At 74.0% G+C, this 14,954-nt stretch carries 11 protein-coding genes; 6 read left to right on the forward strand and 5 right to left on the reverse strand.

Annotated elements, in window-relative coordinates; translation table 11 throughout:
- Positions 1 to 72: 72 nt before the first annotated feature.
- Positions 73 to 687, reverse strand: a complete 615-nt coding sequence (locus tag H505_RS0127680; protein WP_026404581.1) for a DsbA family oxidoreductase — start codon at positions 685 to 687, stop codon at positions 73 to 75.
- A 171-nt stretch (positions 688 to 858) separates the two neighbouring features.
- Here H505_RS0127680 and pepN point away from each other — a divergent pair, with 171 nt between their 5' ends.
- On the forward strand, positions 859 to 3,396 hold the full coding sequence (gene pepN, locus H505_RS0127685; RefSeq protein WP_026404582.1) for an aminopeptidase N: 2,538 nt from the start codon (positions 859 to 861) through the stop codon (positions 3,394 to 3,396).
- A 72-nt stretch (positions 3,397 to 3,468) separates the two neighbouring features.
- The gene (locus H505_RS0127690) at positions 3,469 to 4,467 is read left to right on the forward strand and encodes a hypothetical protein (RefSeq protein ID WP_026404583.1); all 999 of its coding nucleotides are present in this window, start codon (positions 3,469 to 3,471) and stop codon (positions 4,465 to 4,467) included.
- Here H505_RS0127690 and malQ read toward each other — a convergent pair.
- Both malQ and H505_RS0127700 read right to left on the reverse strand, forming a co-directional pair.
- The gene (malQ, locus tag H505_RS0127695) at positions 4,448 to 6,538 is read right to left on the reverse strand and encodes a 4-alpha-glucanotransferase (protein ID WP_026404584.1); all 2,091 of its coding nucleotides are present in this window, start codon (positions 6,536 to 6,538) and stop codon (positions 4,448 to 4,450) included. The two genes, H505_RS0127690 and malQ, sit on opposite strands and share 20 nt — an antisense overlap.
- Before the next feature lie 51 nt (positions 6,539 to 6,589).
- Complete coding sequence (locus H505_RS0127700) at positions 6,590 to 8,014, reverse strand: amidase (protein WP_026404585.1); 1,425 nt, start codon at positions 8,012 to 8,014, stop codon at positions 6,590 to 6,592.
- 241 nt (positions 8,015 to 8,255) lie between these two features.
- On the opposite strand from H505_RS0127700, the gene H505_RS44695 reads away from it, so the two are divergent.
- The 3 genes from H505_RS44695 (at position 8,256) to H505_RS0127715 (ending at position 11,778) form a co-directional block, all read left to right on the forward strand.
- Entirely contained in the window at positions 8,256 to 9,161 is a 906-nt protein-coding gene (locus tag H505_RS44695) for a nuclease-related domain-containing protein (RefSeq protein WP_084550900.1), read from the forward strand.
- A gap of 306 nt (positions 9,162 to 9,467) precedes the next feature.
- Positions 9,468 to 11,327: a dihydroxy-acid dehydratase gene (gene ilvD / locus H505_RS0127710; protein WP_026404586.1), complete on the forward strand. Its 1,860-nt coding sequence runs from the start codon at positions 9,468 to 9,470 to the stop codon at positions 11,325 to 11,327.
- 103 nt (positions 11,328 to 11,430) lie between these two features.
- Positions 11,431 to 11,778, forward strand: a complete 348-nt coding sequence (locus tag H505_RS0127715; protein WP_026404587.1) for a DUF1330 domain-containing protein — start codon at positions 11,431 to 11,433, stop codon at positions 11,776 to 11,778.
- 31 nt (positions 11,779 to 11,809) lie between these two features.
- On the opposite strand, the gene H505_RS49315 is transcribed toward H505_RS0127715, so the two are convergent.
- Positions 11,810 to 12,034: an FmdB family zinc ribbon protein gene (locus H505_RS49315; protein ID WP_084550902.1), complete on the reverse strand. Its 225-nt coding sequence runs from the start codon at positions 12,032 to 12,034 to the stop codon at positions 11,810 to 11,812.
- Between the two features lie 47 nt (positions 12,035 to 12,081).
- On the reverse strand, positions 12,082 to 12,591 hold the full coding sequence (locus tag H505_RS0127725; protein WP_026404588.1) for an HNH endonuclease: 510 nt from the start codon (positions 12,589 to 12,591) through the stop codon (positions 12,082 to 12,084).
- 268 nt (positions 12,592 to 12,859) lie between these two features.
- On the opposite strand from H505_RS0127725, the gene H505_RS0127730 reads away from it, so the two are divergent.
- Complete coding sequence (locus H505_RS0127730; protein WP_034520123.1) at positions 12,860 to 14,947, forward strand: prolyl oligopeptidase family serine peptidase; 2,088 nt, start codon at positions 12,860 to 12,862, stop codon at positions 14,945 to 14,947.
- Positions 14,948 to 14,954 lie beyond the last annotated feature (7 nt).

Genomic DNA, 14,954 nt, shown 5'->3' on the forward strand with positions numbered 1-14,954 from the left:
TTGGCGACCACAGCAGGGACAGTGTGCGGCGCGACGGTTGCAGTTGCAATAGCCTCGCAACTGCGGACCGTGTCACTCGAAGGACGGGTCCTCGGTCCGGGTCCGCTTGAGCTCGAAGAAGCCCGGGGTGCTCGCCACGGCCACCACGCCGTCGAACAGCTTCACCGCGTCCTCGCCGCGCGGGATCGGCGTCACCACCGGGCCGAAGAACGCGCTGCCCTCGACCTCGATGACCGGGGTGCCCACCTCCTGGCCGACGCGGTCGATGCCGTCCCGGTGGGACGCGCGCAGCGCCTCGTCGTACTGCGCGGAGTCGGCGGCCTCGGCGAGGGACGGGTCGAGCCCGGCGGCGGTCAGGGCCTCCGCCAGGACCTCCGGCCCGAACTCGCGCTTGTCGTGGTGGCGGCGCGTCCCCAGCTCGGTGTAGAGCCGGCCCAGGACCTCGGGGCCGTGCTTCTGCTCGGCGGCGATGCAGACCCGCACCGGGCCCCACGCCGTCTCGAGCATCTTCCGGTACTCCTCGGGGATGTCCTTGTCCTCGTTCAGGACGGCCAGGCTCATCACGTGCCAGCGCACGTCGATCGGGCGCAGCTTCTCGACCTCCAGGATCCAGCGGGAGGTGATCCACGCCCAGGGGCACAGCGGGTCGAACCAGAAGTCCACCGGGGTACGGGCTTCCTGCGTCATGTACGTCTCCTCCTAGTCCGGATTACAAGAGCGACAACTCATCCCCGGCCGTCCGCATTTCCCCGGGATGGGGCGGGCCGGAATTCCGTGCGGAGGACCTGTCTCCCGACGGGTCGGCCGCCCTGTTGGTAGACATGAGGGATCAAGCCATAAGCCGACCGAGGAGTTCATGTGGCAGGCAACCTCACGCGCGACGAGGCGCGGGAACGGGCACGGCTGCTCACCGTCGAGTCCTACGCGGTCGAACTGGACCTCACGACCGGTGAGGAGCGGTTCGGTTCCACGACCGTGATCAGGTTCGGGAGCGCCGAGCCGGGGGCGTCCACGTTCGTCGACCTGCACGGCGCGGTCGTGCGGGAGGCCACGCTGAACGGCACCGCGCTGGACCCCGCGTCCTACGACGCGGAGAAGGGCCGCCTCCCCCTGCCCGGCCTGGCCGCCGAGAACGAGCTCCGCGTCGTCGCCGACTGCGCCTACTCCCGGTCGGGCGAGGGCCTGCACCGGTTCGTGGACCCCGTGGACGGCGGCGTCTACCTGTACTCGCAGTTCGAGACGGCCGACGCGCACCGCATGTACACCTGCTTCGACCAGCCCGACCTCAAGGCGACGTTCGAGTTCGCGGTGCGCGCCCCCGAGGACTGGGAGGTCGTCACCAACGAGGCGGCGGAGAAGCGGGAGGGCGGCGTCTGGCACTTCATGCCGACGCCGCAGATCTCGACCTACATCACCGCGCTGATCGCCGGGCCGTACCACGTGGTGCGGGACGAGTACCGGCGCGAGGACGGCACCGTCGTCCCGCTCGGCGTGTACTGCCGGGCGTCGCTGGCCGAGCACCTGGACGCCCCCGCGATCGTCGACGTCACCCGGCAGGGGTTCGCGTACTTCGAGAAGGTCTTCGGGCGCCCGTACCCGTTCGCGAAGTACGACCAGCTGTTCGTGCCCGAGTTCAACGCGGGCGCGATGGAGAACGCGGGCGCCGTGACCTTCCTGGAGGACTACGTCTTCCGGTCGCGGGTCACCGACGCGGCCTACGAGCGGCGCGCCGAGACGATCCTGCACGAGATGGCGCACATGTGGTTCGGCGACCTGGTCACCATGCGCTGGTGGGACGACCTGTGGCTGAACGAGTCGTTCGCGACGTACATGAGCGTGCTGTGCCAGTCGGAGGCCACGAAGTGGACGACGTCGTGGACGTCGTTCGCGAACCTGATGAAGGCGTGGGCGTACCGGCAGGACCAGCTCCCGTCCACGCACCCGATCTCCGCCGACATCCCCGACATCCGGGCCGTCGAGGTGAACTTCGACGGCATCACGTACGCGAAGGGCGCGAGCGTCCTGAAGCAGCTCGTCGCCTATGTCGGCCGCGACAACTTCCTCGAGGGCGTCCGCCGCTACTTCGACCGGCACGCGTGGGGCAACACGGTCCTCACCGACCTGCTGGGCGCGCTGGAGGAGACGTCCGGGCGCAGCGACCTCGGCGCCTGGTCGAAGGAGTGGCTGGAGACCGCCGGCGTCAACACGCTGCGGCCGCGCTACGAGGTCGACGGCGACGGGAAGTTCACGTCGTTCGCCGTCCTGCAGGAGGCCAAGCCCGACTACCCGACGCTGCGGTCGCACCGCGTCGCGATCGGCCTGTACGACCGGACGCCCGAGGGCATCGTCCGCCGCGAGCGCGTCGAGCTCGACGTCGTCGGGGCGCGCACCGAGGTGCCGCAGCTCGTCGGGCACGAGCGGCCCGACCTCGTGCTGGTCAACGACGACGACCTCACCTACGCGAAGGTGCGGCTCGACGACCGTTCGCTGAGCACCCTCATCGACGGGATCGGCGACATCAGGGAGGGCCTGCCGCGGGCGCTGTGCTGGTCGGCGGCGTGGGACATGACGCGCGACGCCGAGATGGCGACGCGCGACTACGTCCGGCTCGTCGCGAAGGGCGTCCGGGGCGTCACCGACATCTCGGTCACCCAGACGCTGCTGCGGCAGGCGCGCCTCGCCGTCCAGCAGTACGCCGACCCGGCGTGGCGGGACGAGGGCCTCACGCTCATGGCCGACGCGCTGTGGGAGCTGGCCCGCGAGGCCGAGGCCGGATCGGACTTCCAGCTCGCGTACGTCCAGGCGTTCGCCGGCTCCGCGATCACCGACGCGCACCTGGCGTCCGTCCGGGGCCTGCTGGACGGGTCGGAGAAGCTCGACGGCCTCACCGTCGACACCGACCTGCGCTGGACGCTGCTGCGCCGCCTCGTCGTCACCGGCAGGGCCGGGCAGGAGGAGATCGACGCCGAGCACGGGCGGGACCGGACGGCGGCGGGCGAGCGGCACGCCGCCGCCTGCGCGGCCGCGATCCCGACCGCCGAGGCCAAGGCCGCCGCGTGGGAGCGGATCGTGTCCGGCGACCTGCCGAACGCCGTGTACCGCGCGACGCTCGGCGGGTTCGTCGAGCCCGACCAGGCCGAGCTGCTCGTCCCGTACGCCGACCGGTACTTCGCCGAGATCGGCCGCATCTGGAAGGAGTGGAGCAGCGACATGTCGCAGACATTCGCCGAGAGCGCCTACCCCTTCCTGGTGATCGAGCAGTCCACGATCGACCGCACCGAGGCGTACATCGAGGAGAACACGCCCCCGGCGGCGCTCGTCCGGCTGCTGTCCGAGGGACGCGACGGGGTCGCGCGTGCGCTGCGGGCGCGCGCGCAGGACGCCTCGGCGTCCTGACGGCCCATCCGTGGCCGTGCGGGTCCCCGCACGGCCACGGCCCCCCCGAACGACAAGAGAGGAACCGGCGGGATGGAGACCGCAGGGGACGTCCTGACCGCCCTGGCGCGCCGGTACGCGTTCGGCGACCTGGAGGCGCTGCTGGACGCGGGCACGCTCGCCGCCGACGGCCGCACCCGCGAGGTGGCGGCGCTGTGCGCGTTCGGGCAGCGCGTCCTCGACCTGGACGCCGAGGACTTCGGGATGCCCGAGGCCGCCGGGGACGTCCCGCCCGACCTGCTGGACCGGGCGCGCGCCAGCCGCATGCCGCAGGCGCCCCGGGAGCGGCCGCGCGGCGCCCTCGCGAGCCTGCGGCCCGCGTACGCGCTGCTGCTGGAGGTCATCGCGGTGCGCTGGCACCGCCGCGAGATGGCCGCGCTCGTCGCCGCCGTGCACATCGCCGGCGAGTACCTGGCGATGCTGGCGTGGGAGCCGGTGCTCGGCCACGCGGGCGACCCGGCGCTGCTCGCCGCCGCCGTCGGCGGCGAGGGCAGCCGGTGGGGCGTGCCGGTCGACCCGGACGCGCCGCGCGAGTGCGACCACACGCGGCCCGAGCGGTCCGCGTGCGAGCGGGCGCTGCGGGTCGCGACGATGCCGCCGCCGGGCTGGCGCGCCTACCTCGACCGGCAGCACAGCCAGGTCTCGTCCGCGCTCGGCGACTGCGCCGCCCGCTGCCGCACCCCCTGCACGGTCGTGACCCGGCTTGACGGCGCCGTCCGCGCCGGCCTCGCCGAACGCTGCGGGCTGGCGAACGACTTCGCCGACGGCGCCCTCGTGAAGCTGCGGCACGCCGCGCCCGTCGGGCACGGCTTCGGGGTGCCGTCGCCGGAGGAGGTCCAGGCGGCCTGGGACCGGGCCCGCACCTCGCTACGCCGCCGCCCGCTCGGGGCCGCCGCGATGGGCGCGGCCGACGACGACCCCTACCCGCTGCCCGGGCTGCCCGGGCTGTTCTCCGCGATCGCCGCGGCGCCGATCGTCCCGGACACCCTGCTGCGCGACGTCACGGCGCGCATCACGGCGACCCTGGGCTGACCCCGCCGGCGGGCCGCGCGCCCGCCGGCGGCCGCACCGGGTCGACGGACGGCAGCGGGCGGGACGGCAGGTCGTCGAGCAGGACGGGCCGCCCGTCCGCGCCGGCCAGCGGGACCCGCCAGTTCGGGTACTCGTCGACCGTGCCCGGCTGGTTCTGGGTGCGGCGCTCCCCGACGGCGTCGGCGAGCGAGACGCCGACGAGCCGGGCGGGCGTGCGGGCGAGGAAGCCGTGCAGCGCCGCGACGACCTCCTCGTCGTGGTCGCCGGACCCTTCGGCCAGCGCCCGCAGGACCGTCTCGGGCGGCGGGGACAGCAGCCCCTCGGCGTGCAGCAGCGCGAGCCAGTCGGCGAGCCGCGCGCGGTGCTCGTCCTCCTCCTCGGCGCGGGGGCGGGCGAGCAGGCCGAGCCGGTCGCGCAGGTCGATGTGGTCGCCGTGCAGGAACCCGGTGACCGGCGGCATGTCGTGCGTCCCGACCGTCGCCAGCGACGGCTCCCGCCAGCGCCGCGCCGGCTTCGGCCGGCCCCGGTCGTCCCGCTCGAACCACAGCAGCGACGTCCCGAGGACGCCGTGCGCGGCGAGCGCCTCCCGCACCTCCGGCTCGACCGTCCCGAGGTCCTCGCCGACCACGACGGCGCCCGCCCGCTCGGCCTCCCAGGCGAGGCAGCCGAGCAGCGCGTCCCGGTCGTAGCGGACGTACGTGCCGTCGGCCGCCGAGCCGCCCTCGGGCACCCACCACAGCCGCGACACCTGCATGGCGTGGTCGAGGCGCAGCCCGCCGCCGTGCCGGAACGCCGCCGCGAGCATGTCCCGGAACGGCGCGTAGGCGGTCTCGGCGAGGCGGCGCGGGTGCCACGGCGGCTGCCCCCAGTCCTGCCCGCGCTGGTTGAACTCGTCGGGCGGCGCGCCGACGCTCATGCCGGGCGCGAACAGGTCCCGGTACATCCAGCCGTCGGCGCCGCCGTGCGCGACGCCCACCGCCAGGTCGTGCACGATCCCGATCGGCATGCCGGCGTCCCGCGCCGCCGCCTGCGCCGCCGCGAGCTGCCCGTCCAGGCGCCACTGCAGCCACGCGTGGAACTCGACGCGGGCGGCGAGCCGCGCGGCCTCGGCGGCGACGGCCCGGCTCCCGGCGTCGCGCAGCTCGGCGGGCCAGGCCCGCCAGTCCGGGCCGTGCTTCTCCGCGAGCGCCGACCAGGTCGCGAACATGGTGAGCGCGCCGCCCTCGCGGGCCCGGAACTCCGCGAACGCGCGCTGCTCGGCGGCGCCGCGCGGGAGCCGGTACAGCGACTCGAGCGCCTGCAGCTTCGCCGCCCAGGCCGCGCTCCGATCGATGGGCCGGTCGATGGCCGCGGCGCCGTCCGGGCGCAGCGGCGCGCCGAGCGCGTCCAGCCGCTCCCGGTCGGCGGCGGGCAGCGCGGCGTACTCGGGGAGGTCCTCGACGCGCAGGTAGAGCGGCGCGGCGAAGCGGCGGCTCATCGGCGAGTAGGGCGACGGGCCGACCGGCGGGACCGTCTCGGTCGCGTGCAGCGGGTTGATGAGCAGGAACCCCGCGCCGAGGTCGCGGGCGCTCCAGGACGCGAGGTCGGCGAGGTCGTGCAGGTCGCCGACCCCCCACGACGCCCTCGACCGCACCGAGTACAGCTGCACGGTGAAGCCCCACGCCCGCTCGGGACGCGCGAGCGCGCTCGGGGCCATCAGGAAGGGGACGCTCTCGTGCCGCTCCCCCAGCCGCGCGTGCAGCCGGTGCCAGCCGAGCGGGACGTCGCCGTCGACCGGGACCTCGGTGCCGTCCGCGAGCTCGACGGCCAGGTCCGGACGGCCGGGCGGGCGCGGCGGGTCCGCGCCGCGGCGCGCGACGACGACCGGCGGGAGCAGCCGCGTCCGGTCCCGCTCCCGCTCGCGCTCCAGCTCCTCCCGGACCGCCGCCGGGGACGACACGTCCGCGCCGAGCGCCGCGAGGACGGAGCCGAGGGTGCCGGGCGAGACGCCGGTCTCGCGCCCCCGCCAGTCGGTGTAGCGGGTCGCGACGCCGTACCGCCGCGCCAGCGCGGCGAGTTCCTCTTCCACCACGCTGTACCACTGCCCCGTCCGCGCGGGCTCATCCGCCGCGCGCGCCCGGTCTTACTCGCTCCAGACGGACGGCTTGCGACCGGCCCAGGGGCGCGCCTCCTCGAGCTGCGCCGACAGGGAGATGAGCGTGCCCTCGCCGCCGATCCGCCCCGCGAGCATGACGCCGATGGGCAGGCCCTCGTCGGTCCAGTGCAGCGGGACATTTACCGCGGGCTGCCCCGAGAGGTTGTACATCGCGCAGAAGGGCGTGAAGCGCGTCTGCCGCGCGAAGTTCTCCTCGGGCTCCTGGTCGTGGAAGTACCCCACGGGAACCGGGGGCTGCGCCAGGGTCGGGTGCAGGATCGCGTCGTACTCGTCCATCATCTCCAGCGCGAGACGGAACGCGCCCTGGAGCGTCGCCTGCGCGTTGAGCAGCTCCGGCGCCGTGATCGCCGCGCCGCGCGCCCGCAGCCAGCGCGTCAGCGGCTGCAGCAGGTGCTCGCTCTCCGGCGGGACGGGCGTCGTCGTCGCCATCGCCGCCCACAGCGTCTCGAAGTGCGGCAGCAGCTCCGACGCGTCGACCGATGGGAGGTCCACGACCTCGTGCCCCAGCTCCACCAGCAGCGCCGTCGCCTCCTCGTAGGCGGCGACGCAGTCGGGGTGGACGGTCGCGTCCGGCACCGCGGACTCGATGCTGCGCGCGATCCGCAGCCGCCCCGGCGGCCGGTCCGCGAACGACAGGAACGTCCCGTCGGCCGCCGGCGCCCGGTACAGGTCCCCGTACATCGGCGCGGCCATGACGTCCAGCAGCAGCGCCGCGTCCCGGACGCCGCGCGCGATCGGCCCGTTCGTCGCCAGGCCGAACAGGTCCGCGTTGATCGGCCCCTGCGAGATCCGGCCGCGCGTCGGCTTGATGCCGAACAGGCCGCACGCGCTGGACGGGATCCGGATCGACCCGCCGCCGTCGCTGCCCTGCGCCGCGGGGGCCAGCCCGGCCGCGACGGCCGCCGCCGCGCCGCCGCTCGACCCGCCCGCCGACCGCGACAGGTCCCACGGGGTGCGGGCCGCCGGGGCCACCGCGCCCTCGGTGTAGCAGGGCAAGCCGAACTCGGGCGTCGTCGTCTTCCCGGGCATCACCGCCCCCGCCTCGCGCAGCAGCCGCACGACCGAGTCGTCCGCGAAGCCCTTCAGGTCGGCGAACGCGGACGAGCCGAACGTCGTCCGGACGCCCTCCACCAGGTTCAGGTCCTTGATCGGGATCGGGACGCCGAGGAGCGGTGGCAGCTCCGCCGGGTCGGCGGCGTCCAGCACCGCCTTCTCGGCCTCGAGCGCCTGCTCGCGCGCGAGGTCCGCGGTCACCGTCACGAACGCCCCGACCCGCGGGTTCAGGCGTTCGATGCGCTCGAGGTAGTGGTCGGCGAGTTCGACCGGGGAAAGCTCTCGGGCCCGGACGGCCGCGGCCGTCTCCCTGACGCCGAGGTCATGGGGATGTGTCACGAAAAGGAACCGTAGACGTCCCGTGCGCGGGCATCAACGGGAGACGGCCCTCCGCGACGGCGGACGCCCCGGGACGGAAGGATGGTGAATTACCACCCTACCCACCGGGCGCGTCAGTGAATCACTCACGACCGGGGACAAAACTGTTCACCCCCGATGACTGGTTCGACCCCGGCACGACTGATTACTCTGCGCACGGAGGATCATGCCCCCGATCGGAAAGGAATACGGAGCGTCACTCATGGCGATCACGGAGCGGGGCGACGGACAGGAGGCCCGGGTGCGTCCCGGGCCCGAACCCGAAGAGAGGCGTGACCAGCGTGAACCTCCCCTGAACCACCGGCCGGACGACCCCCCGGGCGGCCGCGCCGACGACCTCGGGGACGACCGCTTCGACGACCACGGAGAGGAGTCGGCGCCCGAGCGCGCGGACGGGCGCGCCGCGGCCCTCGACGGGCTGCTGGGCGACCCCCGCGCCCGCCGCTGGCTCGTCCGCGGCGCCGCGGCCGTCGCCGCCCTCGCCGTCGGCTGGGTCCTGGTCGACCTGCGCGCCGGCTTCACGCTCGCCGTCCTGGCGGTCATCGCGGACGTCGTCCGGGTGACCCGCAAGAGCTCGAGCGTCCCGGCGTGGCAGAAGTCCTCGGCCGCCGAACGCCGCACCGAGAAGCAGCTGAAGGCGCTCGAGCGCCGCGGCTACCTCGTGCTGCACGCCCGCGCGGTGCCGCACGACAAGGACGGCGTCAGCGACGGCCGGATCGACCACCTGGTCATCGGGCCGAGCGGCGTCTACGCGATCGACTCCGAGAAGTGGGACAAGCGCCTCCCCGTGCGCACCCTGTCCCACCTGAAGCTGTTCCACGGCCCCGTCAACAAGAAGGACCGGCTCGACGAGGCCCGCTGGGAGGCCGAGCAGGCCAGCAAGATCCTCGCCGGCCGGGTCGGCTTCGAGGTCCCCGTCCAGCCCTCCGTGGCGATCTACGGGCCGTCCATCCCGTGGAAGGTCATGCGGGTGCGGGACGTGGACGTCTACGCGGGCAACCGGGCGCGCGCCTACCTGCGCCGCCGGCCGAAGATCCTCACCGACATCGACGTCCAGCGGATCTTCCAGGCGGCCGAGAAGGCGCTGCCGCCCAAGTACCCCGTCTGAACCCCGACGCGACACGCGGCACCTCGACCGCCCGAGGTGCCGCACCTCTCCGCACCTTTTCGCACAGATCACCGGGCCGGCCGCGCCGTCCCGGGAATTCGCGCGCCCGCCGTGCGTTGATACCATCGGGGACCTGGAAAGGCCGGCCCGGGCGCGACCTCCGCTGAGCCGGCGGCAGCGCCGCGATCCGCCGCTGCGAGCGTCCCGGCACACACAACGCGATACCCGGGCGACGATCGCCCGCCCCGCCGACCCCGGCGCGGCGCGCACCCGGGCTCGCGCACGTCACAGGTCAGAGAGGTCACGATGCCCCCGCTCAGGTCACGCACGGTCACCCACGGCAGGAACATGGCGGGCGCCCGCGCGCTCATGCGGGCCAGCGGCGTCGAGCGCGAGGACTTCGGCAAGCCCATCGTCGCGGTCGCCAACAGCTTCACCCAGTTCGTGCCCGGCCACGTCCACCTCGACGAGGTCGGCAAGGTCGTCGCCGGCGCCGTCAAGGAGGCCGGCGGCGTCCCCCGCGAGTTCAACACCATCGCCGTGGACGACGGCATCGCGATGGGCCACGGCGGCATGCTGTACTCGCTGCCGTCCCGCGAGCTGATCGCCGACGCCGTCGAGTACATGGTCAACGCGCACTGCGCCGACGCCCTCGTCTGCGTCTCCAACTGCGACAAGATCACCCCGGGGATGCTGCTGGCCGCGATGCGGCTCAACATCCCGACGGTGTTCGTCTCCGGCGGCCCGATGGAGGCCGGCAAGCCCGTCGAGGGCGTCATGGACGGCAACAAGCTCGACCTCATCGACCCGATGATCGCCTCCGCCGACGCGTCCGTCGCCGACGACAAGCTCGCCGCGATGGAGGAGAGCGCCTGCCCGACCTGCGGGTCCTGCTCCGGCATGTTCACCGCCAACTCGATGAACTGCCTCACCGAGGCGATCGGCCTCGCGCTGCCCGGCAACGGCACCGTCCTCGCCACCCACACCGCCCGCCGCGCCCTCTACGAGAAGGCCGGGCGCACCGTCGTCGAGATCGCCCAGCGGTACTACGAGGGCGACGACGAGTCCGTCCTGCCGCTGAACATCGCGACGTGGGAGGCGTTCGAGAACGCGATGGTGCTGGACGTCGCCATGGGCGGCTCCACCAACACGATCCTGCACCTGCTCGCCGCCGCCACCGAGGCCGGCGTCGACTTCGGCCTCGACGACATCGACGCCGTCTCCCGCCGCGTCCCGTGCCTGTGCAAGCTGGCCCCCACGCTGGCCACCTACCACGTCGAGGACTGCCACCGCGCCGGCGGCATCCCCGCGCTGCTCGGCGAGCTGCACCGCGCCGGGCTGCTGAACTCCGGCGCGCACTCGATCCACAGCGCGTCCGTCGCCGAGTTCGTCGCCCAGTGGGACGTCCGCTCCCCCGACGTCCTGCCCGAGGCCGTCGAGCTGTTCCACGCGGCCCCCGGCGGCGTCCGCAGCACGTCCGCGTTCAGCCAGAGCAACCGCTGGAAGGACCTCGACCTCGACCGCGCCGAGGGCTGCATCCGCGACGCCGAGCACGCCTACACCGCCGACGGCGGGCTCGCCGTCCTGCGCGGCAACATCGCCCCCGACGGCGCGATCGTCAAGACCGCGGGCGTCGAGGAGGAGCTCTGGACGTTCTCCGGCCCGGCCGTCGTGTTCGAGAGCCAGGACGAGGCGTCCGAGGGCATCCTCGCGGGCAAGGTGAAGCCCGGCGACGTCGTCGTCATCCGCTACGAGGGGCCCCGCGGCGGCCCCGGCATGCAGGAGATGCTGTACCCGACGAGCTTCCTCAAGGGCCGCGGGCTCGGCAAGGCGTGCGCGCTGATCACCGACGGCCGGTTCTCCGGCGGGACGTCCGGGCTGTCCATCGGGCACGCGTCCCCCGAGGCCGCGGGCGGCGGGATCATCGCCCTCGTCGAGGACGGCGACCGCGTCGTCATCGACATCCCGAACCGCGTCCTGGAGCTGGACGTCCCGGAGGACGAGCTGGAGATCCGGCGCGAGAAGCTGCTGGCCGACCTCGGCGGCTACCGGCCCCGCGACCGGCAGCGCCCCGTCAGCGCCGCGCTGCGCGCCTACGCCGCGATGGCCACCTCGGCCTCCACCGGCGCCGCGCGGGACGTCTCGCAGCTCGAGCAGCGGGCATGACCTGACAGGTAATCGACCGCCTTACCCCTCCCCGGGCAGAGTGGAGCACGCAAGGCCGGGGCCGCCGACCGGGGCCCCGGCACCACCGCCCAGGGAGACCGCCATGACCGCGTACGCGCTCGCCCACCTGCGCCCGCAGCCGCCCCTGCACGACGACGTCTTCACCTACATCGAGCGGATCCAGGACACGATGGACCCGTTCGGCGGCCGCTTCCTCGTGCACGGCACGGACCCCGAGGTGATGGAGGGCCCGTTCGAGGGCGGGTACGTCCTCATCGAGTTCCCCGACATGGAGAACGCCCGCGCCTGGTTCGCGTCGGACGCCTACCAGGCGATCGTCCGGATGCGCACCGACAACATCCCGGGCACGGCCGTGCTGCTGCAGGGCGTCCCGCCGGGGTACGACGCCGCCGCCACGGGCCGCGCCATGCGCGCCGCGCAGGCCCGTTGACCCGCCCGGCGGGTCGTCGTCGGGCGGGCCGTCAGGAGCAGCAGCCTCCGCCGCAGCAACCGCCGCCGCCACCGGCGGACGGCGGGGGCTGCGGAGCGCCGCCGCGGGACGAACCGGTCACGGCGACCGTGGACAGCAGCTTGACCGTGTCGTCGTGCCCGTCCGGGCACGGCGCCGGGTCGGACGCGTTGATCATCGGCCGGGAGACCTCGAAGGTCGACCCGCAGGCGCGGCAGCGGTAGTCATAACGTGGCACGCCTCAAATATAGGCTCGGCCGCCCGTTCCGGCCACGCCGATCCCGGTCAGGCGGCGGGCTCGGTCACGTACGGGGCCCACTGGGGGTCGCCGTCGTGGACGATGCCGATCAGCCGCCAGTGCGCGCCGCGCGGGACGCCCGGCGTGACCGGGAGCGTCCAGCCCAGCTCGTCGAGCAGGCGGTCGGCCTTGCGGTGGTTGCACGTCGTGCAGGACGCGACGCAGTTCTCCCACGAGTGGGCGCCGCCGCGGCTGCGGGGGTGGACGTGGTCGATCGTCTCGGCGCGGCGCCCGCAGTAGACGCAGCGGAAGTTGTCGCGCCGCATCAGGGCGGCGCGGGTCAGCGGGACGCGGGTGCGGAACGGGATCCGCACGTAGCGGCGGAGCCGGATGACGGACGGCACCTCGACGGCCATCGTGGCCGAGTGCAGCACCGCGCCGCCGACGTCGTGATGGACGATCTCGGCCTTCTCCCGGAGCACGAGGCAGACCGCCCGGCGGAGCGGGAGCGTCGTGAGCGGTTCGTACGTCGCGTTCAGGAGGAGGACCTGCCGCATCAGACGGCCTCCGTCGCGTTCGGTGTCGCCTCGGCGGGCGCGGCTGCACGCACGTCCCACCGAGGCCGGAATATCTTCTCCGGCACCTGTGAACCCGCCATGAGGACCTCCTCGGGGGCGAACCGACTCCATCAGTGTGGCCTGTGGGAGGCCCGTTCGGCTACCCCAATAATTCCCATCAGTGGGTCAGATCGAACGCAAAAGCCCACTTCGTCCGACCGGAGCGGCGCGGGGCGAGCGGTCTCCCGCGGCCAATAAAGTGCCTTCCATGACGCCCTATCCGCCCGCGCAGCGCCAGGACATCGTCGAGGAGATCCACGGACACCGGGTCGCGGACCCGTACCGCTGGCTGGAGGACGCCGACTCCGGCGACACCCGCGACTGGCTCGCCGCCCAGGACGCCCTGTTCCGCAAGGTCGTCGACGACCTCCCCGGGCGGGACCGGCTGCGGCGGCGGCTGCGCGAGCTGCTCGGCGCCGGCAGCGTCGGCGCCCCGGTCTGGCGCGGCGACCGGCGGTTCTTCACCCGGCGCACCGCCGACCAGGAGCACCCCGTCCTCTACACGGTGGACCCGGACGGCGCCGAGCGGGTCCTCGTCGACCCGATCGCGCTCGACCCGGACGGCACCACCACCCTCGACGGCTGGCAGCCCGACAAGGAGGGCCGCCGCCTCGCCTACAAGATCTCCCACGGCGGCGACGAGGAGTCGCTGCTGTACGTGATGGACGTCGCGACCGGCGAGACGATCGAGGGGCCGATCGACCGCGCCCGCTACTCGGCCGTCGCGTGGCTGCCCGGCGGCGAGGCGTACTACTACACGCGGCGGCTGCACGCCCGGGACGTCCCCGAGGGCGAGGAGCAGTACCACCGGCGTGTCTACCTGCACCGCGTCGGCACGGAGCCCGACACCGACGACGTCCTGATCTTCGGTGAGGGCCGCGACAAGACGAACTACTACGGCGTCGGCGTCAGCCGCGACGGCCGCTGGCTCACGATCTCGTCCTCGCAGGGCACCGCGCCCCGCAACGACCTGTGGATCGCCGACCTGTCCGCGTCCGCGCCCGAGCGGCCCGAGCTGCGCGCCGTCCAGGAGGGCGTGGACGCCGAGACGGGCCTGCACGTCGGGCGGGACGGGCGCGCGTACGTCTTCACGGACCGGGACGCGCCGCGCGGGCGGCTGTGCGTCGCCGACCCGGCGGACCCGTCGCCCGACACGTGGACGGACCTGGTCCCCGAGGACCCCGAGGCCGTCCTGAGCGACTTCGCGATCCTCGACGGGCTGGAGCGCCCCCGGCTCCTCGTCGGCTGGACGCGGCACGCGATCAGCGAGATCACCGTGCACGACCTGGAGACCGGGGAGCGGCTCGGGGAGGTGCCCGTGCCGGGCCTCGGCTCGATCGGCGGGATCGTCGAGCGGCCCGAGGGCGGGCACGAGGCGTGGTTCGGCTACACCGACAACGTCACCCCCTCCTCCGTCCTGCGCTACGACGCGCGCACCGGCGAGACGACCACGTGGGCGAGCGCGCCCGGCCGCGTCGAGGTGCCGGAGATCGAGACCCGCCAGGTCGTCTACACGTCGCGGGACGGCACGGACGTACGGATGCTCGTCATGTCGGGGCCCGGGTCGGGCCCGGACGCGCCGGGGCCGCGCCCGGCGATCCTGTACGGGTACGGCGGGTTCAACATCTCGCTCACCCCGGCGTACTCGGCGAGCATCCTGGCCTGGGTGGAGGCGGGCGGCGTCTACGCGATCGCGAACCTGCGCGGCGGCTCCGAGGAGGGCGAGGAGTGGCACCGCGCGGGCATGCGGGAGCACAAGCAGAACGTCTTCGACGACTTCCACGCCGCCGCCGAGAAGCTCATCGCCGACGGGCTCACCGCGAGCGACCGGCTGGCGATCTCCGGCGGGTCGAACGGCGGCCTGCTCGTCGGGGCCGCGCTCACGCAGCGTCCGGACCTCTACCGCGCCGTCGTGTGCTCGGCGCCCCTCCTCGACATGGTGCGGTACGAGCGGTTCGGCCTCGGCCAGACGTGGAACGACGAGTACGGGACGGCGGACGACCCGGAGGAGTTCGGCTGGCTGATCGGCTACTCGCCGTACCACCGCGTCCGTCCGGGCACCGCCTACCCGGCGACGCTGTTCACGACGTTCGGCAGCGACACCCGCGTCGACCCGCTGCACGCCCGCAAGCTGTGCGCGGCCCTGCAGCACGCGACCGCGTCCGACGCCCCGATCCTGCTGCGGAACGAGTCGGAGGTCGGGCACTCCGCCCGGTCGGTGTCCCGCTCGGTGGACCTGACGACCGACACCCTGTCGTTCATGGCGGCCCAGACCGGACTCGATCTCGGGCGGTAGGAGCCGC

Origin of the sequence: Actinomadura rifamycini DSM 43936 (assembly GCF_000425065.1) — a bacterium.
Classification (GTDB): Bacteria; Actinomycetota; Actinomycetes; order Streptosporangiales; family Streptosporangiaceae; genus Spirillospora; species Spirillospora rifamycini.